The 22,485-nt window shown below is 44.2% G+C and carries 18 protein-coding genes and 1 pseudogene; 3 read left to right on the forward strand and 16 right to left on the reverse strand.

Annotated elements, in window-relative coordinates:
- Nucleotides 1–140: 140 nt before the first annotated feature.
- Together NSQ83_RS15040 and ytbE are read left to right on the forward strand one after the other, a co-directional pair.
- Complete coding sequence (locus NSQ83_RS15040) at nucleotides 141–1,328, forward strand: MFS transporter (protein WP_198878571.1); 1,188 nt, start codon at nucleotides 141–143, stop codon at nucleotides 1,326–1,328.
- A gap of 23 nt (nucleotides 1,329–1,351) precedes the next feature.
- Entirely contained in the window at nucleotides 1,352–2,194 is an 843-nt protein-coding gene (gene ytbE / locus NSQ83_RS15045) for an aldo/keto reductase YtbE (protein WP_003229455.1), read from the forward strand.
- A 42-nt stretch (nucleotides 2,195–2,236) separates the two neighbouring features.
- Here ytbE and coaE read toward each other — a convergent pair whose 3' ends face one another.
- The 10 genes and pseudogenes from coaE to NSQ83_RS15095 all read right to left on the reverse strand — a co-directional run bounded on the left by coaE (nucleotide 2,237) and on the right by NSQ83_RS15095 (nucleotide 14,385).
- On the reverse strand, nucleotides 2,237–2,830 hold the full coding sequence (coaE, locus tag NSQ83_RS15050; RefSeq protein WP_004398928.1) for a dephospho-CoA kinase: 594 nt from the start codon (nucleotides 2,828–2,830) through the stop codon (nucleotides 2,237–2,239).
- A 15-nt stretch (nucleotides 2,831–2,845) separates the two neighbouring features.
- Nucleotides 2,846–3,496: pseudogene (gene ytaF / locus NSQ83_RS15055) on the reverse strand (sporulation membrane protein YtaF); the annotation flags it as partial.
- A 148-nt stretch (nucleotides 3,497–3,644) separates the two neighbouring features.
- Nucleotides 3,645–4,475 carry a DNA-formamidopyrimidine glycosylase gene (mutM, locus tag NSQ83_RS15060; RefSeq protein ID WP_019712903.1) on the reverse strand — a complete coding sequence of 277 codons (831 nt, stop codon included), beginning with the start codon at nucleotides 4,473–4,475 and terminating at the stop codon, nucleotides 3,645–3,647.
- Nucleotides 4,476–4,497: 22 nt separating this feature from the next.
- Nucleotides 4,498–7,140 (reverse strand): DNA polymerase I, encoded by a 2,643-nt coding sequence (gene polA / locus NSQ83_RS15065; RefSeq protein ID WP_038429446.1) that lies wholly within the window; start codon nucleotides 7,138–7,140, stop codon nucleotides 4,498–4,500.
- A gap of 243 nt (nucleotides 7,141–7,383) precedes the next feature.
- Nucleotides 7,384–9,123: a sensory box histidine kinase PhoR gene (phoR, locus tag NSQ83_RS15070; RefSeq protein ID WP_014480538.1), complete on the reverse strand. Its 1,740-nt coding sequence runs from the start codon at nucleotides 9,121–9,123 to the stop codon at nucleotides 7,384–7,386.
- Nucleotides 9,116–9,838: a two-component system response regulator PhoP gene (gene phoP / locus NSQ83_RS15075; RefSeq protein WP_003229442.1), complete on the reverse strand. Its 723-nt coding sequence runs from the start codon at nucleotides 9,836–9,838 to the stop codon at nucleotides 9,116–9,118. The genes phoR and phoP overlap by 8 nt, the downstream gene beginning before the upstream one ends.
- A gap of 211 nt (nucleotides 9,839–10,049) precedes the next feature.
- A complete protein-coding gene (gene mdh, locus NSQ83_RS15080) occupies nucleotides 10,050–10,988 on the reverse strand; it encodes a malate dehydrogenase (RefSeq protein ID WP_003237775.1) in 939 nt (312 codons plus the stop codon).
- A 43-nt stretch (nucleotides 10,989–11,031) separates the two neighbouring features.
- On the reverse strand, nucleotides 11,032–12,303 hold the full coding sequence (icd, locus tag NSQ83_RS15085; RefSeq protein ID WP_003229433.1) for an NADP-dependent isocitrate dehydrogenase: 1,272 nt from the start codon (nucleotides 12,301–12,303) through the stop codon (nucleotides 11,032–11,034).
- A 164-nt stretch (nucleotides 12,304–12,467) separates the two neighbouring features.
- On the reverse strand, nucleotides 12,468–13,586 hold the full coding sequence (gene citZ, locus NSQ83_RS15090; RefSeq protein ID WP_004398810.1) for a citrate synthase: 1,119 nt from the start codon (nucleotides 13,584–13,586) through the stop codon (nucleotides 12,468–12,470).
- Nucleotides 13,587–13,920: 334 nt separating this feature from the next.
- Nucleotides 13,921–14,385, reverse strand: coding sequence for a DUF441 domain-containing protein (locus tag NSQ83_RS15095; protein WP_076458322.1), 465 nt, complete (start codon nucleotides 14,383–14,385; stop codon nucleotides 13,921–13,923).
- 96 nt (nucleotides 14,386–14,481) lie between these two features.
- Here NSQ83_RS15095 and ytvI point away from each other — a divergent pair, with 96 nt between their 5' ends.
- On the forward strand, nucleotides 14,482–15,597 hold the full coding sequence (ytvI, locus tag NSQ83_RS15100) for a sporulation integral membrane protein YtvI (protein WP_198878569.1): 1,116 nt from the start codon (nucleotides 14,482–14,484) through the stop codon (nucleotides 15,595–15,597).
- Nucleotides 15,598–15,629: 32 nt separating this feature from the next.
- Here ytvI and NSQ83_RS15105 read toward each other — a convergent pair whose 3' ends face one another.
- The 6 genes from NSQ83_RS15105 to maeB form a co-directional block, all read right to left on the reverse strand.
- Nucleotides 15,630–16,013: an FxsA family protein gene (locus NSQ83_RS15105; RefSeq protein WP_038429450.1), complete on the reverse strand. Its 384-nt coding sequence runs from the start codon at nucleotides 16,011–16,013 to the stop codon at nucleotides 15,630–15,632.
- A gap of 92 nt (nucleotides 16,014–16,105) precedes the next feature.
- Nucleotides 16,106–17,863, reverse strand: a complete 1,758-nt coding sequence (pyk, locus tag NSQ83_RS15110) for a pyruvate kinase (RefSeq protein ID WP_004398560.1) — start codon at nucleotides 17,861–17,863, stop codon at nucleotides 16,106–16,108.
- Nucleotides 17,864–17,905: 42 nt separating this feature from the next.
- Nucleotides 17,906–18,865 carry a 6-phosphofructokinase gene (gene pfkA, locus NSQ83_RS15115; RefSeq protein ID WP_003229420.1) on the reverse strand — a complete coding sequence of 320 codons (960 nt, stop codon included), beginning with the start codon at nucleotides 18,863–18,865 and terminating at the stop codon, nucleotides 17,906–17,908.
- A 183-nt stretch (nucleotides 18,866–19,048) separates the two neighbouring features.
- A complete protein-coding gene (gene accA, locus NSQ83_RS15120) occupies nucleotides 19,049–20,026 on the reverse strand; it encodes an acetyl-CoA carboxylase carboxyl transferase subunit alpha (RefSeq protein WP_003229417.1) in 978 nt (325 codons plus the stop codon).
- Nucleotides 20,011–20,883, reverse strand: coding sequence for an acetyl-CoA carboxylase, carboxyltransferase subunit beta (gene accD / locus NSQ83_RS15125; protein ID WP_198878568.1), 873 nt, complete (start codon nucleotides 20,881–20,883; stop codon nucleotides 20,011–20,013). The genes accA and accD overlap by 16 nt, the downstream gene beginning before the upstream one ends.
- A gap of 334 nt (nucleotides 20,884–21,217) precedes the next feature.
- The gene (gene maeB / locus NSQ83_RS15130; protein ID WP_014664951.1) at nucleotides 21,218–22,450 is read right to left on the reverse strand and encodes an NADP-dependent malic enzyme; all 1,233 of its coding nucleotides are present in this window, start codon (nucleotides 22,448–22,450) and stop codon (nucleotides 21,218–21,220) included.
- Nucleotides 22,451–22,485 lie beyond the last annotated feature (35 nt).

The raw sequence follows: 22,485 nt of genomic DNA on the forward strand, positions 1-22,485 counted from the left end.
TTCAAAGTACGTACTTTTATTTCTTAACGATATGTTTCATAATCACATTTGCCGGCTGATTTGAATCTGCTCTTTTTTATTTATATAGCTTACTCGGCAGAATTTCAATCATACAACACATCTTACAAAGGAGGAACATCATGACTTCAGCCAAAAGCAGTATTCCTGCACTACTGGCTTTGGCCGTAAGTGCATTCGCAATAGGGACAACTGAATTTATCAGTGTCGGCCTTTTGCCGCTCATTGCTGATGACCTGCATATTCCAGTCACGACAGCAGGATTAACCGTTTCCCTTTATGCGCTCGGCGTTACATTTGGGGCACCTATATTAACTTCATTGACCTCAAGCATGTCGCGTAAGACACTATTGCTTTGGATCATGTTTATTTTTATTGCCAGTAATACGATGGCAGCAACCGCTTCAAGCATCGGGATTTTACTAGCAGCACGTGTGATATCGGCATTTTCGCACGGTGTGTTTATGTCGATCGGTTCGACAATCGCAGCGGATATTGTCCCGGAAGATAAAAGGGCTAGCGCGATTTCAATTATGTTTACCGGCCTCACGGTGGCAACTGTAACCGGAGTTCCTTTTGGGACATTTATCGGCCAGCAGTTCGGCTGGCGTTTCGCCTTTATGGTCATTATCGCCGTCGGAATCATTGCTTTCATTACAAATGGCATTCTTGTACCGTCCAAATTACGAAAAGGTACGAAAACAACGATGCGGGATCAATTGAAGCTTGTGACAAACAGCCGGTTATTGCTTTTATTTGTCATTACAGCGCTTGGATACGGAGGAACATTCGTTGTGTTCACGTATCTGTCTCCCCTGCTTCAGGAAGTAACAGGCTTCAAAGCCGGGACTGTTGCAGTGATTCTGCTCGGATACGGAATAGCTATTGCTATCGGCAATATGATTGGCGGAAAGCTGTCAAACCGAAATCCGATTGCCGCTTTATTCTATATGTTTATCGTACAAGCAATTGTTCTATTCGTACTGACATTTACAGCCCCGTATCAAACAGCTGGGCTCATTACCATTCTCTGTATGGGATTGCTAGCCTTTATGAACGTGCCCGGCCTTCAGGTGTATGTCGTCATGCTGGCTGAGCGTTTTGTCCCGAGTGCAGTTGACGTCGCATCCGCGATGAATATCGCTGCTTTTAATGCAGGGATCGCGCTTGGGTCATACCTTGGCGGTGTGATCACCGATTCAATCGGATTGATTCATACCGCTTGGATAGGCGGATTAATGGTGGTCGGTGCAGTCATTTTAACAGGCTGGAGCCGCTTAATGGAAAAACGAGATCGGCAGGAAGCCTGACAATTTTAAAGGAGGAAATGAACATGACAACACATTTACAAGCAAAAGCAACACTTCATAATGGGGTGGAAATGCCTTGGTTCGGCCTCGGCGTGTTCCAAGTGGAAGAAGGATCTGAACTGGTAAACGCAGTTAAAACTGCCATTGTTCACGGGTACCGCAGTATTGATACTGCAGCAATCTATGGAAATGAAGCTGGAGTCGGAGAAGGGATTCGGGAAGGCATTGAAGAAGCAGGCATTTCAAGAGAGGATCTGTTTATCACATCAAAAGTATGGAATGCGGATTTAGGCTACGAAGAAACACTCGCCGCGTTTGAAACAAGTCTGTCCAAACTCGGTCTGGATTATTTGGATCTATACCTCATCCACTGGCCTGTAGAAGGAAAGTATAAAGAAGCTTGGAGAGCGCTTGAAACGCTGTATAAAGAAGGCCGTATCAAAGCGATTGGCGTAAGCAACTTCCAAATTCACCATCTTGAAGATCTGATGACAGCAGCTGAAATTAAGCCTATGATTAACCAAGTGGAATTTCACCCGCGCCTCACACAAAAAGAGTTGATAAGATACTGCCAAAATCAGGGCATCCAGATGGAGGCTTGGTCACCTTTAATGCAGGGGCAGCTGCTGGATCATCCTGTATTGGCTGACATCGCTCAAACATATAACAAATCTGTCGCACAAATTATCTTGCGCTGGGATCTGCAGCATGGCATCATTACGATTCCTAAATCAACGAAGGAACACCGCATTAAAGAAAATGCAAGCGTATTTGACTTTGAATTAACGCAGGATGACATGAACCGAATCGATGCACTGAATGAAAACTTGCGCGTCGGTCCTGATCCGGACAACTTTGATTTTTAATGGCAAAAAAAACACCGTTCAATATGAACGGTGTTTTTTGAATTATGCCCAGCTGTTCATGATTTCATCAAGCTGCCTTTTGGTCTCTTCAAGCGTGCCGCTGTTATCGATGACTTGATCTGCTCTTGCTGTTTTTTCCTCTAAGGGCATTTGAGAGCGGATACGGCTGACTGCTTCTTCTTCCGTCAGCTGATTGCGCTTCATCAGACGTTCCAGTTGAAGCTCTTTTGTCACACTGACCACGATAATTTTATCAACCAATGATTCCAATTTGCTTTCGAACAATAGCGGGATATCCAATACAACAAATGCCTCCCGATTTGCAACGGCTTCATCACGGCGATTGAGCATTTCCTGCCTGACTGCGGGATGAACAATTGCATTTAAAGCGAGACGTTTTTGTTCATTTGTAAATACCAGCGCTCCAAGCTTTTTTCTATCTATATCGCCATTTGAGAGCAGTATGTCTTCACCGAATTCGTCAATGATTTGCCGGTAGGCCGGCATCCCTTTTTCTACCGCTTGTTTTGCAATGATATCTGCATCTATAACTGTTATTCCTTTTTCAATCAGCATATTGGCTACCGTGCTTTTGCCGCTAGCTATTCCTCCCGTTAAACCAATGACTAAGGTCAAGAGATCCACTCCTTTTTACAATTTCCAGAGCCCAATCGTGATTAATAGAAGCCCCGGCAAAAACGCCATTTTATCGATCCATTTCCACTTAGACAGAAAATGGCCGGCATTGATTCCAATTGATACAAACAGCGAGCTCATGATTGCCACGGCGATGCTCATCACAATCGGCGAAAAACCGAGAATGGCTGCGCCTATACCTGCTCCAAAGGCATCAATCGATAAGGCAAATCCCAATAAGACCGCCTCAATTCCATTGATCACACCCGATTTGTCGATATCCGCACTCATGGGTTTTCTCAAAATATGAATCACAATTCCTAATGACCGAACCTCTAAATTAAGCAGTGTTTTTTCATGCAATAGGTATTCTTTATCTTTTGCCGGTTTGAAAAATTGATACAGAACCCACGCACCGATTCCAACCAATATCAAACCGCCAAGCTTCTCCGTCACATATACAGGAAAAAACTTCGTGAGAAAGCTTCCGATCAGCATGGATATAAACATGACAGCACCGGAACAGCAGGCGATAACCAAAATCGCTTTAAACGGTATTTTCATTTTTCTCAATCCGTACGTAAATCCGACTGAAAAACTGTCCAAGCTGACAGCCAACGCCAGCAGCAGTATAGAAACCATTTGCATATCCGTTTCTTCCTTTCTGTTGGTGCTCTTGTATCAGATGTGAAATGCCCGGGATTCATCACAATCATATATATGGGAAAGTGAAAAATCCGTGTTTCGAAAATGGCATCCTCCATTACAGAGTTACTGATATATGCACCGACAGCTTGGACGATGAAGCATTATGCTACTTTTTTTTCTGGCACTTTGCGCAAAAATGCGTGCCTCTTCCTCCAACGACAATTTTCGAAATCATCGTTCCGCAATTTTTGCATGGCTCGTCTTTTTTTCCGTACACAAAATGCTGCAGCTGGAACATTCCGATTTCCCCTTGGGAGTTGATATATGAACGGACTGTGCTTCCGCCCGCATCAATCGCCTCCTGCAGAGTGTTTTTGATTTCAGCGTGAAGGGTTTTGATTGTTTTATCTGATAATTGATTTGCTTTTATCTCGGGATGAACACCCGCTCTGAAAAGAGCCTCATCCACATAAATATTTCCTAGTCCAACTACCGTTTTTTGATCCAGTAGGGCAGTTTTGACAGCGCGGTTTGTTTTCGCAAGCCGTTCTTTTAAATACGCACTCGTAAATTCTTCTGCATCCGGCTCCGGACCTAACTGAGAAAGCGGGAGCTCGCCCGCTTCTTCTCCCGGTTTAAATAAGTGCATGGTTCCAAATTTCCGCACATCCCTGTACCGGAGCTGGGTTCCATCCGTCATCGTGAATATGACATGCACGTGTTTATCGTCAGGCTCCTCGGCTTGATGAAGACCGTATTTTCCTTCCATTCGAAGGTGAGAAACCATAACATAATGATCTAAATGAAACAGTAAAAACTTTCCCCGTCTTCCGATGGACTGTATCGTTTCTCCTGCTAGTTTTCGCGCAAATTCCTCCGGTTCGGCAGGCCGTTTGATGATATTCGGCCATCTGATCTCTACCGATTTGATTGTTTTTCCCTTTACAAGCCCGGTCAGAGTGCGCCGGACCGTCTCAACCTCTGGTAATTCCGGCACATCCATCACTTCCTATCTCTGTTTATTTCGCATCGTACCAAGATGGGCCTGATGCAAAGTCCACCTTTAACGGCACATCTAATGCAAGCGCATGCTCCATCACTTCAGGAACAAGCTTTTCAAGAATTTCAATTTCTTCCTTTGGCGCCTCAAAAATCAATTCATCGTGTACTTGAAGCAGAAGCCTTGCTTTCAACTTTTTTTCTTTCAGCTTGGCAGCCATGTCAATCATGGCTTTTTTGATAATATCAGCGGCGCTTCCTTGAATCGGCGTATTCATGGCCGTCCGCTCTGCAAAACTTCGGATATTAAAGTTCCGGCTCGTCAGCTCAGGGATGTAGCGGCGGCGATGCATAAGCGTTGTTACGTATCCTTTTTGCTTCGCTTCCTGTACTGAATCTTCCATGTACGCTTTTACGCCTTGGAAGCTTTCCAGATAGCGGTCGATAAATGCTCCCGCTTCCTTCCGGGTAATGCCGAGGTTCTGTGACAGACCGTAATCGCTGATCCCGTATACAATGCCAAAGTTGACCGCTTTCGCCTGGCGTCTCATCGCAGATGTCACTTCATCCTTAGCGACATGGAACACATCCATTGCCGTTTTCGTGTGAATATCCATATCATTTGTAAAAGCTTCGATCAGATTTTCATCCTTTGAAATATGGGCAAGCACCCGCAGCTCGATTTGTGAATAATCGGCTGCAAAAATGAGCCAGTCTTTTTCAGACGGCACAAAAGCTTGGCGAATTTTCCGCCCTTCCTCAAGCCTGATCGGAATGTTTTGCAGGTTCGGATCAGTCGAGCTGAGACGGCCAGTTTGCGTTAAGGCCTGGTTAAATCGCGTGTGCACTTTATGCGAATCCGGTCTCGTCACCTTTAAAAGCCCTTCGATATATGTTGATTGAAGCTTGCCAATTTGTCTGTACTGTAAAATATAGTCGACAATATCATGCTTGTCAGCCAGCTTTTCAAGCACATCGGCAGACGTAGAATAGCCTGTTTTCGTTTTCTTTACGACAGGAAGGCCGATCTTTTCAAATAAGATGACACCTAGCTGTTTCGGAGAATTGATGTTAAACGGCTCTCCCGCAATCTCATGGATTTTTTCTTCATATTCCTTCAGCTTCGCACCCAGTTCTTCACCCATCCGTTTTAAACGGTCAACATCGACCTTGACGCCAGTTGATTCCATTTCGCCGAGAATAAGCGCAAGAGGCATTTCCAGCTCTTCAAACAGTTCAAGCTGGTCGTTGTTTTCCAGCTCCCGAACGAGCTTTTCCCGAAGGCTTTGAATCGCTAACGCTTTTCGGCCAAGGTGCTCAGACAGTACGTCTTCTGACGGCACTGCCCGTTTTGCTCCTTTTCCATAAACTGATTCATCACTTGAAACGATATGCAGGCCGTAATCCTTAGCCACACTCGCAACGTCGTCATATGAATTGCCCGGGTTGATGATATAAGCCGCAAGGAGCGTATCAAACTCGGCTCCTTTCAGCTCAATGCCCTGCCAGCGCAAAGCGACAACAGCCCGCTTGCTGTCGAAGACCCATTTCTTCTGCTCGTCATTTTCCACCCATTCTTTAAACACCTCAGACTCAACGGCAATGTCTTTTGGAATGAAATAAGCTCCCGTTTCATTTACGATCGAAAATCCGAGGATCGGCTCTTCATGATAATTATCGCCAATCTGTTCAACGACAAATGCGGATGGAGACACCAATATATCGCTTGTCACGTCTGTTACTGTTTTGACATTAATGTCTTCCAACGATTGATCCTGTTCTGCTTCTGCACTGTCTTCTCCAAGCCGTTCAAGAAGCGTGTTGAAGCCAAGATCTTTAAAGATGGCAATGACCTGTTCACGATTAAAGCCTTGATATTCCAGGCCGGAAACAGATACCTCAATCGGAGCATCCGTCATAATTGTCGCAAGCTCCTTGCTCATCAATGCCTGATCCTTAAACTCCTCAAGCTTTTCCTTCAATTTCTTTCCGCTCACCTCGTCAATGGACTCCAGCAGCTTTTCAACGGAATCAAATTGTTTTAAAAGCTTAATCGCAGTCTTTTCTCCGACGCCGGGCACACCCGGAATATTATCTGAGGAATCGCCCATCAGACCCTTCATGTCAATGATTTGTTCAGGCGTAAGCCCATATTTCTCTTTGACATGCTCCGGTGTGTAAAATTCAACATCGGTAATTCCCTTTCTCGTAATGGCAACTGTCGTTTTGTCCGTTGCCAGCTGGGTTAAATCCTTATCTCCTGAGAAAACCTTAACTTCAAATCCGTCTTTTTCAGCCGATTTGGCCAGTGTGCCGATAATATCATCCGCTTCATATTGTTCCAGTTCATAGCGGCTGATCTGGTAGGCATCCAGCAGCTCGCGGATAAACGGCATTTGTTCGGAAAGCTCAGGCGGGGTTTTCTGTCTGCCGCCTTTATATTCTTTAAATGTGCCGTGACGAAATGTTGTTTTCCCGGCATCAAACGCAACCAGCATGTGCGTCGGTTTTTCATCCTCAAGCATTTTCATCAAAATCATCGCAAAGCCGTATACAGCATTTGTATGAACACCTTTATCATTGCTTAACAGCGGCAATGCAAAAAACGCCCGGTAAGCCAGACTGTTTCCGTCTACAAGCACTAATTTTTTTCGTTCCGTCATTCAATTTCCTCCTAAGAAGCCTCAGGCTTCCATTCATCTCTTACATAGTCATTAGCTCCTCTTATTTTAACAAAGTTCAATTTGAAAGGAAAATACGTGAACTATAAGAGAAGACACAAAAAAGGACGGGAACACAAATAGGTTCCCGCCGTCAAAATTGGCTCCTTGGATGAAGGGGTTCTACTACATCCTACCAGCATAGGTTTAACAGTGCATGAAGATATTGTTAAACCTTTGTAAACATTAGGCGGACTTTTCAGCGGCCCGTTTCAGCGTCACGGTAAAGACAGTTCCCCGTCCAGGCTCGCTTGTGACATCAATTTTCCCTTCATGAGCCTCTATTAAATGCTTGACAATCGCAAGGCCCAGCCCGGTTCCGCCCGAATTCCTGCTTCTGTCTTTATCTACGCGGTAAAAGCGTTCAAAGATGCGCGGAATTTCTTCTTTCTGAATTCCGATTCCAGAATCGGCAACCTCAATCTGAATGTCTTTTTCTCTGGGCTTTACATTGATAGCCACGGAGCCCCCCTCAGGCGTGTAGGTTAACGCATTGTTTACGAGATTAAGAAATACCTGTTTCAGCCTGTACGGGTCACCAGATACATATTGAGGGTCTTTCGGGACATTCAGGTGCAAGGAGATGCCTTTCTCATCCGCCTTATGCTTCAGAAGCGTTTCAATCTCAACAAGCATTTTGGCCGGCTCAAACGTTTCGATACTGAGCGTGAAATTTTGCTGCTCGATTTTTGAGAGATCGAGCAAATCCTGAACCAAAGACTGAAGCCTTTCGCTTTCCTTAAGAATAATAGAGAGAAATTCAGAAAGCGCCTCTTTATCCTCCATCGCCCCGTCCAATAACGTCTCCGTAAACCCTTTTATGGACGTAATCGGCGTTTTCAGCTCATGAGAAACATTGGCCACAAAATCCTTCCTCATCTGCTCTAATTTCTTTGTTTCCGTCATGTCATGGAAAACAAGCACAATTCCTTTCCATTCATCGTCCGGCCCCATAATCGGAACACCGTCCACTTCAAAATAACGCCGTTCTATTTTGATCGGTAGTCTTAACAGCTTGCATTTCTTTGTCTCCGTCATAAAAATGTCTTCGACAAGCTGGATCACTTCTTCATGTTCAAATGCATCGTGATAAAGACGGCGCAGCATATGATTCGGATTGATATGAAACTGCTTGGCGTAAGACCTGTTTACGAGATTAATAAAGCCTCTTCCGTCGATCATAATCAGCCCGGAGCCAATGTTTTCAATGACTGTCAGCAGCCGATCCCGCTGCATTTCCTGCGTTCGCGTCATTTCCATCAGATCAATGGCAAGGCTGTTCATCGCATGTCCTAGCTTATCAGAACGCCTAATATAGCCGCCGTACGTCCGTGCATCGTAGTTGCCCTTAGAGAGTTCTGTGGCTACATTTGTCGCTGACTCAATTGATCTTTTATAACGTGAGGTCATGCTGGAATAAAAATAAACAATGACGATAAATGCGGTACAAAGACTGGCCGTCAGCATCCCCCACAATTCGCCTTTTAAGCCGTCGCTTTTTTCAGAGGCGGAAAGCAGCACATATCCTGTTTTTTCACCTTCGCTTCTAAGTGAAAGTCCGTAATAAAGCTTGTTATCTGTTGTTGACAGAATACCCTCATGGCCAGAAACAAGCGCCTGCACCTTTTGGGAATCAGCCGATCTCCCGTTTGACCCATACAGCACCTTACCGTCTGTATCGATAACGGATGCGCTCACATCAAGCGCGCCGCCTGCATCTTTAATGATTTTCTCATTTGCTTGATTATTCAGATTGCCGGCATCAAGAAGCGAAGCCAAGTATTTTGCTTCTTTTTCAATGTGTTCCTCTGCTTTCCTTTGATCAGATGTTTCAAAAAGCTGCTGTAAAAACAGCCCGAGAACACAAAACACCAGAATCATACAGACAACGAATACAGAAAAAAGGCGCACACGGTATTTATTCATTCATTTTTGGCTCCTCCAGTTTATACCCCAATCCCCTAATCGTTTTAATGTAGATCGGTTTTTTGGTATTGTTTTCAATTTTGTCGCGAAGATGGCTGATGTGCACATCAACAATTCTCGTATCTCCGGCAAAATCATAATTCCAGACTGCGCTCAGCAGCAGGTCTCTTGTCAGAACTCTGCCTTTATGTCTGCCTAAATAGAGCAACAGTTCGAATTCTTTCGGTGTCAATTCAAGCTGACTTTCTTTAAAGTACGCTTCATAATGATCAGGCAGGATTTTCAGATCGCCGATTACGATCTGGCCTTCCATTTCATCATTCTTCATCTCACTAGAGGGCGCAGCTATTTCCGAACGCCTTAAAATCGCTTTGACTCTCGCATTTACTTCCCTTGGACTGAACGGCTTGGTCATATAATCATCAGCACCGAGCTCCAGCCCTAATACTTTGTCGAATTCCTCATCCTTCGCTGTCAGCATTAAAATGGGAAACATCAGTTTTTGCTGTCTCAGCTGCTTGCATACTTCGATTCCGTCCAATTTTGGAAGCATCACATCAAGCACAATCAAATCAGGCTTCTCTGTTTCCGCTTTTTTGAGTGCTTCTTCCCCATCCGAGGCGGTAATGACATCATAGCCTGACCGTTCCAAATTGTACTGTAAAAGAGTAACAATAGATTCTTCATCATCCACAACTAAAATTTTCTTGTTCATGCTGTGCCTCCAGTATTATAATTCCCCGACATCCTATTTCTCTATTTTATGTCATCTTAACATGTTTCATGATTTTATTTTAGCGAAATCAGGACATTCCGACAATTCGCCTTTTACATCATTTTTAAAAGAAATAAAGATGTGTATGATAACGCTTTCATTTATAGTAAAAAGAGAAAGGCTGTATTAAGCAAGCCTTTCTCTCTTTTTATTAGGATAATACTTTCATGACATTTTTGACAGATTCAACTGATTTATTCAGCTGCGCTCTTTCATAGTCTGTCAGTTCAAGTTCAATGATTTGCTCAAGACCGTTGCCGCCTACAATTGTAGGAACACCAAGGTAGATGCCTTCATAGCCGTATTCCCCTTCAAGATAAGCAATTGTAGGAAGAACGCGGCGCTGATCTTTCAAGATCGCTTCGACCATTTCTGTCAGAGAAGCCGCAGGCGCATAATACGCGCTTCCGTTTCCAAGAAGATTCACGATTTCGCCTCCGCCTTTTCTAGTGCGCTCCACAATTGCGTCAATCCGTTCTTTCGGAATAAGAGTTTCAAGCGGGATACCGCCAGCATAAGAATAACGCACAAGCGGCACCATATCGTCACCGTGTCCGCCGAGTACGAAACCAGTCACATCTTTCACTGACAGGTTTAATTCCTCTGCCACAAATGTTCTGAATCTTGCCGTATCAAGCACACCGGACTGGCCGATTACACGCTCTTTAGGGAAGCCTGATTCTTTGTACACCGCGTATGTCATTGCATCAACAGGATTTGTCAGCACCACAATAATAGAGTCAGGAGAATATTTCACGATTTCCCGCGTAACGCTTCTCATAATCTTTTCGTTTGTAGAGACCAGATCATCTCTGCTCATACCAGGTTTTCTTGCGATACCGGCTGTAATAACAACAATGTCAGAGCCAGCTGTATCCTCGTAATTGGATGTTCCCGTAATTTTTGCGTCAAAGCCTTGAACCGGGCTTGCTTCAAGCATATCAAGCGCTTTTCCCTTTGTCGGGTTCTCCAATTGCGGAATGTCAACAAGAACAACGTCTGCCAGCTCTTTTTGAGCGATTAAAAATGCAGTTGTAGCTCCGGTAAAACCTGCTCCGATAACAGAAACTTTTTTACGAGTATTTCCCATGTCTCTCTTCTCCTTTATGGCTAGTTTTAGGCTTTTTCCTTGCTTAGTCCATGTTTTTGATCAGTTCTTCTCCGAACTCTGAACATTTCACTTCAGTCGCGCCGTCCATTAATCTGGCAAAATCGTAAGTTACGACTTTAGAAGCGATTGTTTTTTCCATAGATTTGATAACCAAATCAGCCGCTTCGTTCCATCCTAAATGCTCAAGAAGCAGAACGCCTGAAAGAATAACTGAAGATGGGTTTACTTTATCAAGGCCTGCATATTTAGGAGCCGTTCCGTGCGTCGCTTCGAAAATCGCATGTCCTGTTTCGTAGTTGATGTTCGCTCCAGGAGCAATGCCGATTCCGCCGACTTGCGCAGCAAGAGCATCTGAAATGTAATCTCCGTTCAAGTTCATTGTCGCAACGACATCAAACTCGTTTGGACGCGTTAAGATCTGCTGAAGGAAAATGTCAGCAATGCTGTCTTTGATAATGATTTTTCCTGCTGCTTCCGCTTCGCTTTGCGCTTTGTTGGCAGCATCTTTTCCTTGTTCTTCAGCAATGCGGTCATATTGAGCCCATGTAAAGACTTTATCTCCGTATTCTTTTTCAGCAAGTTCATAGCCCCAATTTTTGAAGGCGCCTTCTGTGAACTTCATGATGTTTCCTTTGTGAACAAGTGTTACAGATTTGCGGCCATGCTCGATCGCATAATCAATGGCAGCTCTGACCAAGCGGCTTGTTCCTTCTTCTGAAACAGGCTTAATGCCGATACCTGATGTCTCAGGGAAACGGATTTTGTTGACGTTTAACTCATTTTGAAGGAAGCTGATAAGCTTTTGCACTTCTTCAGAGCCTTTTGCATACTCGATGCCTGCGTAAATATCTTCTGTATTTTCACGGAAGATGACCATATCAGTATCTTCAGGGCGTTTTACCGGTGACGGCACTCCAGTAAAGTATCTTACAGGTCTTAAGCAGACGAATAGGTCAAGCTCTTGTCTGAGCGCTACGTTCAAAGAACGGATACCGCCGCCGACAGGTGTCGTTAACGGGCCTTTAATCGCGATGAAATATTCGCGGATCACATCTAATGTTTCAGCAGGGAGCCACTCACCTGTTTTATTATAAGCCTTTTCTCCGGCGTAAACTTCTTTCCATGTAATTTTCTTTTCGCCTTTGTATGCTTTTTCTACTGCTGCTTCCAAAACCTTCGAAGCCGCGTTCCAAATATCAGGACCGGTTCCGTCTCCTTCGATAAATGGGATAATCGGGTTGTTTGGTACGTTTAATACTCCGTTAGAGACTGTAATTTTTTCACCTTGTGCCACAATAAAAACCTCCCAGTATGTAATTCATATTTAGAAAACATTTTATTTTTCTTATATAGAAAACAAAATGATTTTTCCCAACATTCAATTTAAAGTGTAACCCAATTTTGATGTTCTGAACAAGAGGCTAACCTCATTGACGCAAGCCAGCCTCCAATGGTTCTTTAGGCTCTTTCTTCAATCGGAACGAATTTTTGTTTGTCAGGGCCTGTGTAATCTGCCCGCGGGCGGATCAGACGGTTGTTGTCATACTGCTCAAGAATATGAGCGAGCCAGCCGGACATTCTGCTTACAGCAAAAATCGGTGTAAACAAATCATGGTCAATACCGAGGCTGTGATATACAGAAGCCGAATAGAAATCAACGTTAGGCGGAAGCTTTTTCTCTGATGTGACGATGTCTTCTATACGAATCGACATCTCATACCATTTGCTTTCGCCTGTCAGGTTGGTCAGGCGCTTGCTCATTTCTTTCAGATGCTTCGCGCGCGGATCACCATGCTTATACACACGGTGGCCGAATCCCATGATTTTTTCTTTCTTTTCAAGTTTAGCGCGGATGTACGGCTCAGCGTTTTCCACTTCACCGATTTCTGTCAGCATTTTCATAACGCCTTCATTCGCTCCGCCGTGAAGAGGCCCTTTCAGCGCGCCGATTGCTGCAGTAATGCCTGAATAGATGTCAGAAAGTGTTGCGACGCAGACCCTCGCTGTGAACGTTGACGCGTTCAGCTCATGGTCAGCATGTAAAATCAATGCTTTGTTGAAGGCTTCAACTTCAATTGGTGAAGGCTCTTCACCGTTTAATGTGTAAAGAAAATTCTCCGCAATACCGTAATCTTCTCTCGGTTCAACAGGCTCAAGACCCTTGCGAATTCTGGAAAACGCTGCAACCAGGCCAGGCACCTTTGCCTGAAGGCGGATCGCCTTTCTGTAGTTAGCTTCCGGGTTCATGGTATCAGCCTCGCTGTCAAGCAGGCCTAGTAATGAAATTGCTGTCCGAAGAGCAGCCATGGGATGAACATTTTCGAGGGAATAAGATTTGAAGTGCTCAATAATTTCTTGCGGAACGGCAGCTTCCTTTGCAAGCTGCTGCTTTAACTCTTCAAGCTCTTTTTTGTTTGGCAGCCTTAGATGCCAAAGCAAGTAGATGATTTCTTCAAAACTTGCATTCTCTGTCAAATCATCGATATCATACCCCACATATGTAAGGGTATCATCAATAATAGAACTAACAGATGATGTTGTTGCTACAACCCCTTCAAGACCGCGTGTCGCTGTCATATATAACATCTCCTTTTCAATAAATTTCCCCTTTAAGAGTGTTGTAAAAACATGAGGCTTACTTAAAAAGCACGATGCAAGTATTTCTCTCCCCCAAAAAGAAAATGCTTACATTTTACTGGCTGCTGGTACTAAAACCCTTTGCTTATGAAAGAACATAACAAATTCTTATAAGCTTATTTAAGTTTAAGCCTATTCTCATTATAAACAATAATCAGACATTTGTTAAATGTTTACCTATAATTTTTTTTTTCATTCTGTGATTTCCCCGAAAAAACGCCTTTATTTGCGGGTTTTTGCATACAAAAAAAAGCGGCTTTAAGGCCGCTTTTTTTTATGAAGTGAACAGTTTTACGATCTGCATGGCTAAATAAGCAATCCCCGCTCCGATCAGCGGTCCCACCGCAACTCCTCCAAAAAGCGCGACTGCAAGAATGGTCCCGATCACGAGAGCAGTTGTAATATGCGGATCATTTTCAAGCAGGGTCAGGCCGTTTTTTGCAATCAGGGCCACTGCGATCCCCGCTCCAAGAGCGATCCATGCGTAGGAAGACCGCATTGCTTCTCCAAGCTGCTTAAATCCGATTTCTCCCGTGGCAATCGGGACAAGAACGGCGATGGTAATAATGGTCACACCCCAGTTAATGCCTTTTGACTGGATGGTCGGAAATAATTTCTGATCAAGCCCTAGGATTTTGATGATCAAAAGGACGGATACAGCAAAGAGCAATGATTGGTTTTTTGCGATAAGTGCGATAGCCAAGAGTAAAATTAAAAATAAATTCGCTTGTGTAAACACATGCCATCCCTCCTTTAAGATGAATGTATTCATATTCAGCAACAGCGTGAATACATATAAAAAATAGGACATGCTGACGAGAGGAGGACCGTTTTCGTGAATCAATCTTATATCACTATTTTTTTCAGAACCCTCTTTGTCATATCAATGACCGCAGGGTCGATAGCTGCGGCCTATTATTCGTTTCCGTTAACTTATCCGTTCCTGATCGCCCTTATTCTTTCATCGGTGATTCATCCTGTTGTCGATTATTTGGACAAAGTTACAGGATTCCCCCGAACGATAAATGTTCTGGGCGTTCTTGCTTTTTTTCTGCTCGCAGCCTTCGGTGTGCTCACCCTTCTGGTAGCCGAAATCGTAACGGGAACAGCCTATCTAGCAAAAACGCTGCCTCCGCATATCAGCACGTTTATTTCATATTGCGAAAAATTGTTTACAACTCATATTCAGCCGCTCTATAACGAGTTAACTCTTTTGTTTCAAGAATTGGAAACGAACCAGCAGGCTTCCATCGTCACTCATATCCAGACACTCGGTGATTCGGCCGCTAAAAATGCCGGACTTCTGCTGTCCCACATTCTAGAGATGATCCCGAGATTTTTCGCTCTTCTTCCCAATACGGCGGCGGTTCTGATTTTTTCTCTTCTGGCAACCTTTTTTATGACAAAGGATTGGCATAAGCTGAAAGCCATGCTTGTTTTAATTCTGCCGGATCGTGTGACAGCTAACAGCAAAGCAATCAGCAGCGAATTAAAAAAAGCAATGACTGGTTTTATCAAAGCACAAGCCGTCCTCGTTTTCATCACCATGGTGATTGTATTTATCGGCCTTTCTCTCTTAAAGGTTGAACACGCCGCAACAATTGCTTTTTTAATCGGGCTTGTAGATCTTCTCCCTTACTTAGGTGCCGGCTCCGTATTTGTGCCTTGGATTTTGTATTTATCGATTACGGGCCAGCTGCCCCAAGCGATCGGAATTGGTATCCTGTACCTCGTCGTTCTTATTCAGCGGCAGCTGACAGAGCCCAAGATACTAAGTAAATCTATCGGGATCGATCCGCTGGCAACACTCATCGCCCTGTTTGCCGGCTTTAAATTATTCGGGTTTTTAGGACTGATTGCGGGACCGGCTGTACTCGTCATCATCCAAGCTTTCATCACAACAGGCGCATTAAAAGAAATATGGTCCTATATCACCGTTCAGCAAAAATAAAACGGCAGCCGTTTTTTCATGGCTGCCGTTTTTTATTTGATGATGATCCGCTTATTCTTCGACATACCTCTCAGCCATTTGAACAGAATCGGCTTACACCAGCCGCGGGTAAACGGGATAAGAAGACAGGCGCCGGCCAAATCTGATAAAAAGCCCGGAAGCATCAGCAATAGACCGCCAATGAAAATGCACAGACCGTCAGCAATCGCTTCTCCCGGCATTTTGCCATATTGAAGATCACGCTGAACCTTATAATACACTTCGGTTCCTTGTTTTTTTGCAGCTGCTGCGCCGATAATGCCAGTCATAATCATGAATAGAACTGTCGGTAAAATGCCAATCAGCTTGCCTAAAAATAGGAATATGCCGATTTCTATTGCCGGAAACACAATAAAAAGCAAAAACAAAAATCTCATATCCAAGCCCCCCACACGTGTAACACGTTCTGTTCAACAAAAGGCATGATAAAGAGAAAAGGAAGGGATTCCCCTTCCGTTTTCACCTGTAATTAAAGAACGCTCGCACGGCCTTGATAGACTGCGCCTCTGGAAGCGTCAACTGTAATATCCTGGCCATCTGTCAAAATAGATGTCGCATTTTCCAGACCCACGATAACCGGGATGCCAAGGCTTAATCCGACTACCGCAGCATGGCTAGTCAAGCCGCCTTCTTCTGTAATAAGAGCAGACGCTTTTTCAAGGGATGCAATCATATCACGGTCAGTGCTTTTGGTAACAAGTACCGCACCGTCAGTCATTTTTTGCTCAGCTTCTTTTGCATTTTGTGCAACGACAACCGGACCGTAAGCTGATTTGCGTCCAATGCCTTGGCCTTTAGCGATGATATCGCCGACAGTATGAACCTTCATTAAGTTCGTAGTGCCGGACTCACCGACAGTGCCTGCTGTAATAACGATAAGATCGCCGTGTTTTACAATTCCGCTGTTCAATGATTTTTGGACAGCATCCTCAAGCATCTCATCTGTTGAGCTCGCATTTTGGCCGCTTTCCGCGAATACGCCAGATACGAGGGCAAGCTTTCTGGAAATAGAGTCATTTACAGTAACCGCAACAATCGGAGCCTGCGGACGGTATTTTGCAATCATGCGTGCTGTATGGCCGCTTTCTGTCGGCGTCACGATCGCAGCAGCATTCAGGTTAATCGCCGTATGCGCGACAGATTGTCCAATTGCGTCTGTAATTGTCATGCCCACTTGGTCTCTGCGTTTTGAGAGAATTTCTTTATAATTTAATGCTTCTTCAGAACGGGACGCGATGTTATGCATTGTTTGAACTGCTTCAACCGGATAGCTTCCGGCAGCAGTTTCACCAGAAAGCATGATCGCATCTGTTCCGTCGAAGATCGCGTTTGCAACGTCACTTGCTTCCGCACGAGTCGGACGCGGGTTGCGCTGCATGCTGTCAAGCATTTGTGTCGCTGTAATAACAGGTTTGCCCAGCGCGTTGCATTTTTTGATCAGTTCTTTTTGCACAAGCGGCACTTCTTCAGCTGGAATTTCCACACCTAAGTCTCCGCGCGCAACCATTAAGCCGTCAGACACTTCGAGAATCGCATCGATGTTGTCAACGCCCTCTTGGTTTTCGATTTTAGGGATGATTTGAATATCCTGAGCGTTGTGCTCTTCAAGAAGCTCACGGATTTCGAGCACATCCGTGGAACGTCGAATGAAAGATGGTGCGATGAAGTCTACTCCTTGCTCAATACCGAAAACGATGTCTCGCGCATCCTTTTCAGTAATCCCCGGAAGATTGACACTTACGCCCGGTACGTTAACACCTTTTTTATTTTTGAGTGTTCCGTTGTTTAATACTTTTGTTTTAATTTCGCGTTTAGCGGCATCTACATCAAGTACCTCAAGACCGATAAGGCCGTCATCTAACAGAATCGTTGAACCTTGTTCAACGTCATGGACTAAACCTTCATATGTCACTGAAATTTTATCTGTTGTTCCTACAACCTCGTCCATTGAAATAATGAGCTCTTTACCTGTTTCAAGCTCAATACCGCCGTTTTCCATTGTATGTGTGCGGATTTCAGGACCTTTTGTATCAAGCAGAATTCCAACGTTCTTGCCAAGTTTTTTGCTTGCTTCGCGGATATTTTTAATTCTTGCACCGTGCTCCTCAAAATCTCCGTGAGAAAAGTTTAATCGAGCCACGTTCATTCCTGACTCCATTAATTTCGTAAGCATTTCAATACTTTCACTTGCCGGACCGATGGTACAAACAATTTTAGTTTTTCTCATTTGGTTCACTTCCTTCTGAAATCTTCAGCCTTCAGCTGTACATTAGATAGACAGTTCTTTTGAAAGCTGATACATGTTTTGCTCAACTGTGTGTTTTGTCTCAAGTATTTCTATAATATCATGGTCTACAAGCTTATTGTTTTGTATACCTACACAGCGTCCGCCTTTTCCTTCAAGCAGCAGTTCAACTGCATATGCGCCGAGACGGCTTGCTAACACACGGTCAGCAGCACTCGGAGAACCTCCGCGCTGGATATGGCCCAATACAGATACCCTAGTTTCAAGATTTGTTTCTTCTTCAATGCGTTTCCCGAATTCAACACCGCTGCCTACACCTTCGGCAACAATAATAATACTGTGCTTCTTGCCGCGTTCGTGGCCGCGTTTTAAGCGGGCAATGATTTCGTGCATGTCATAGTCTGCCTCAGGGATTAAGATCGATTCCGCTCCCCCTGCAAGACCGGCCCACAATGCGATATCGCCGGCATGACGGCCCATTACTTCGATTACATATGTACGTTCATGAGAAGTCGCTGTATCGCGAATCTTATCAATTGCGTCAATTACTGTATTTAAAGCTGTATCGAAACCGATTGTAAAATCAGTGCCCGGAATGTCATTATCAATTGTACCCGGTACACCTACACATGGAAACCCGTGTTCCGTTAATTTTTTCGCACCCATATATGAACCGTCTCCGCCGATAACAACAAGGCCTTCAATACCAAGCTTCTTCAAGTTTGCTATCCCTTTTTCACGGCCTTCAACTGTTTTGAATTCAGGACATCTTGCCGTATAAAGCTTAGTTCCTCCACGATGTATAATATCGCCTACTGATCCGAGTTCAAGCTTTTCAATCTTTCCGCTGATCAATCCCGCGTATCCGTTGTAAATACCGTAAACTTCAACGTCATGATAGATCGCTTTTCTGACTACTGCGCGAACTGCTGCGTTCATTCCCGGGGAATCCCCGCCGCTCGTTAATACCCCTATTCGTTTCATTCTCCATTCACCTCAGCAACATATATGATTAAACATAACATGATCATTGCCCTAAAAACAATGAAAAGGGATCTCCATCCTCCCTATGAAACCTTACCTATTATACAATTAAATAAATTGTTTTTAAATAAAATTTAAGGAATGTCACAAAAAATAAACGTGAGCCAAAGGCTTCACGTTTATTTAGTTTACCCCGATATATTGATCTTCAACCGAGACTTTGCCAATTGCTTTATATTTTTCATAGCGCTGCTGAACTAATTCTTCTTCGCTCAGCTTCAGCAAAGTTTTTAACGATTGTTTAAGGGTTTCGTCCATATAGCTTGCCTGCAGCTTCACATCATGGTGCGCTCCGCCTTTTACTTCTTTAATCATATGATCTATAATACCTAATTCTTTTAAATCCGGCGCAGTGATTTTCATTGTTTCTGCTGCTTTTTTAGCAAGACTGGAGTCCTTCCATAAAAGTGCCGCGGCACCTTCCGGAGAAATAACAGAATAAGTAGAGTTTTCCAGCATATGCAAGTGATTGCCTACACCCAGACCAAGGGCTCCGCCGCTTCCACCTTCACCGATGACGATGCAGATAACAGGCACTCGAAGGCCGGCCATCTCAAACAGGTTTTTGGCAATAGCTTCACTTTGTCCTCTTTCTTCAGCTGCTCGTCCAGGGTATGCCCCCTTCGTATCAATAAAACAGATAATTGGCCTGTTAAATTTGTCAGCCTGTTTCATCAGACGAAGCGCTTTTCTGTAGCCTTCAGGATGCGGCATCCCAAAATTGCGGACTAGGTTTTCCTTCGTGTCTTTGCCGCGCTGATGCCCGATTACCGTTACAGGGAGGCCGTGGAACTTCGCAATCCCGCCGACAATGGCTTCATCGTCCCCGTACGCTCTGTCTCCGTGACATTCAAAAAAGTCGGTAAACAGGTGTTCGATATAATCAAGAGTTGTCGGACGGTCCGCCAGACGCGCGATTTGAACCCGGTCCCACGGCTTCAAATTTTTGTAAATATCATCCTGAAGCTTAGCGAGACGGTCTTCGAGCCGTTCGATTTCCGCACTTAGATCCATATCGGAATCTTGGGTGAATTTTTTTAGTTCGGCGATTTTGGTTTGCAGTTCAATCACCGGTTTTTCAAATTCTAATCTTGGAGCCACTCAATGTCACCTCCTGTTTGATGCATATCCAGCAGATTTTCTAACGTTTTTTTCATATCGTCACGATGAATAACCGCATCAAGCTGTCCATGTTTTAATAAAAACTCAGCCGTTTGGAAGTCCTCAGGCAGTTTTTCTCCTATTGTCTGTTCAATAATCCGTCTTCCAGCAAAACCGATCAGCGCGCCAGGCTCAGCGAAATTGTAATCGCCAAGGGATGCAAAGCTTGCTGATACGCCCCCGGTAGTCGGATGCGTCATTACTGAAATAATAAGACCCTGTTCTTCACTGAACAGTTTTAACGCAGAGCTTGTCTTTGCCATCTGCATCAAACTTAATACGCCTTCCTGCATTCTAGCACCGCCTGAAGCCGTAAAAATAATAAACGGAATTTTATCAGCTTTTGCTTTTTCAATCGCAAGCGTGATTTTTTCACCGACGACTGAACCCATGCTGCCCATTCTGAATGAAGAGTCCATGACGGCGACAACAGCCGGGTGTCCGCCGATGGTGCCCTTGCCTGTCACAACAGCCTCGTTTAAGGATGTTTTCTCGCGATCTTTTTCAAGCTTTTCCAGATATCCCGGGAAACCAAGCGGATTTTCCGAGAGCATTCCCTGATTAAATTCCTCAAAGGATTGTTCATCCATCAAGCTTTCGATACGCTGTTTTGCGTTCATTGGGAAATGATAATCGCAGTTCATGCATACCCGCATATTTTTATCCAACTCTTTAGTGAGCATGATTTTTTTACACTTAGGACATTTTGTCATAATGCCTTCCGGAACATCGTGCTTCGCTTGATCAGATGGTACGGAAGCATACTTTTTCTTTTTCGTGAATATATCCTTTAACAAATGATTACCTCCCTTTTGTGAAGGGTTCTCTTCACCGCATGTCATCAAACAGATAGACTTGCTAATAACTTTACCGAAACTATTGTACTTTTTTTGTCAAACGCTGTCATCCTCAATTCGACAACTTTTTATTCGATGACGTGCTCGGAAAGGCTTGTATGAAATCAGATAAGGTGTTGAAACGACAAGGTTGACAGCGTATTCAATAATAATGTTAAACCCGGCTGAAATTTTTTTAAGGCTAACCCCCTAAAAAAATTTCAGCCGTCAGTTTAACTTGAGAACAGCGCGTCGGTCTCCGCCAACGCGCTGCCATTTTTGGAATAAATTAAAATTATTCACCAATAATCGTAAGTTTTCTTGTTTTTTCTGCGACTTCCTCAGGGTCAACAGTGATTCTTGCAACACCTGTTTCCATCGCAGCTTTTGCCACAGCCTTCGCAACAGCAGGCGCAACACGTTTATCAAACGGTGCAGGGATGACATAGTCTGCGCTAAGCTCATCTTCTGAAACCAGTGAAGCAATGGCTTCAACCGCTGCGATTTTCATTTCCTCGTTAATATGAGTGGCACGCACATCAAGTGCTCCGCGGAAAATACCAGGGAATGCAAGAACATTGTTTACTTGGTTCGGGAAGTCAGAACGGCCAGTTCCGATAACGCTTGCTCCGGCTTCACGCGCATCTTCCGGCATGATTTCCGGATTTGGATTTGCCATTGCAAAGATAATCGGATCTTTTGCCATGCTTTGAACCATTTCTTTTGTTAACGCGCCTGCTACAGAGACACCGATAAATACGTCAGCATCAACGATGACATCTTTCAGAGAACCGTCTTTGCGATCTTGGTTCGTGAACTTCGCCACTTCATTTTTGACATCGTTCATGCCGTTCGGGCGCCCTTCATAAATGGCCCCTTTGGAATCGCACATCACAATGTCGCGAACGCCATAATGATGAAGAAGCTTGATAATCGCAATGCCAGCCGCACCCGCGCCGTTTGCGACAACTTTAATGGATGACATGGATTTTCCAGACAGTTTCAGCGCGTTCACAAGACCTGCTACGGTTACAATGGCAGTACCGTGCTGATCATCATGGAAAACCGGGATGTTTGTTTCTTTTTTGAGGCGCTCTTCAATGATAAAGCAATTTGGCGCTGCAATATCTTCAAGGTTGACGCCGCCAAATGTCGGTTCCAGCAATTTTACAGTTTCAACGATTTTATCAACATCGTTTGTGTTTAAAGCAATCGGGAACGCATCTACGCCCGCAAAGCTTTTGAAAAGAACTGCTTTCCCTTCCATAACAGGAAGCGCCGCTTCAGGGCCGATGTTTCCAAGGCCAAGTACAGCTGTACCGTCAGTTACAACTGCTACCATGTTCCCCTTCATTGTATAATCATATACTTTGTTAATGTCTTCATGAATATCCTTACACGGTTCTGCAACACCCGGAGAATACGCGAGGCTTAGATCTTTCGCATTTCTGACCTCTACTTTTGATTTAGACTCCAGTTTCCCCTGGTTGACTTTATGCAGGTGTAATGCTTCTTCTCTTAATGACATTCTCCTAAACACTCCTTATGGATATTTTTTGATTC

Origin of the sequence: Bacillus sp. PS217 (assembly GCF_037963535.1) — a bacterium.
GTDB classification, from domain to species: Bacteria; Bacillota; Bacilli; order Bacillales; family Bacillaceae; genus Bacillus; species Bacillus subtilis.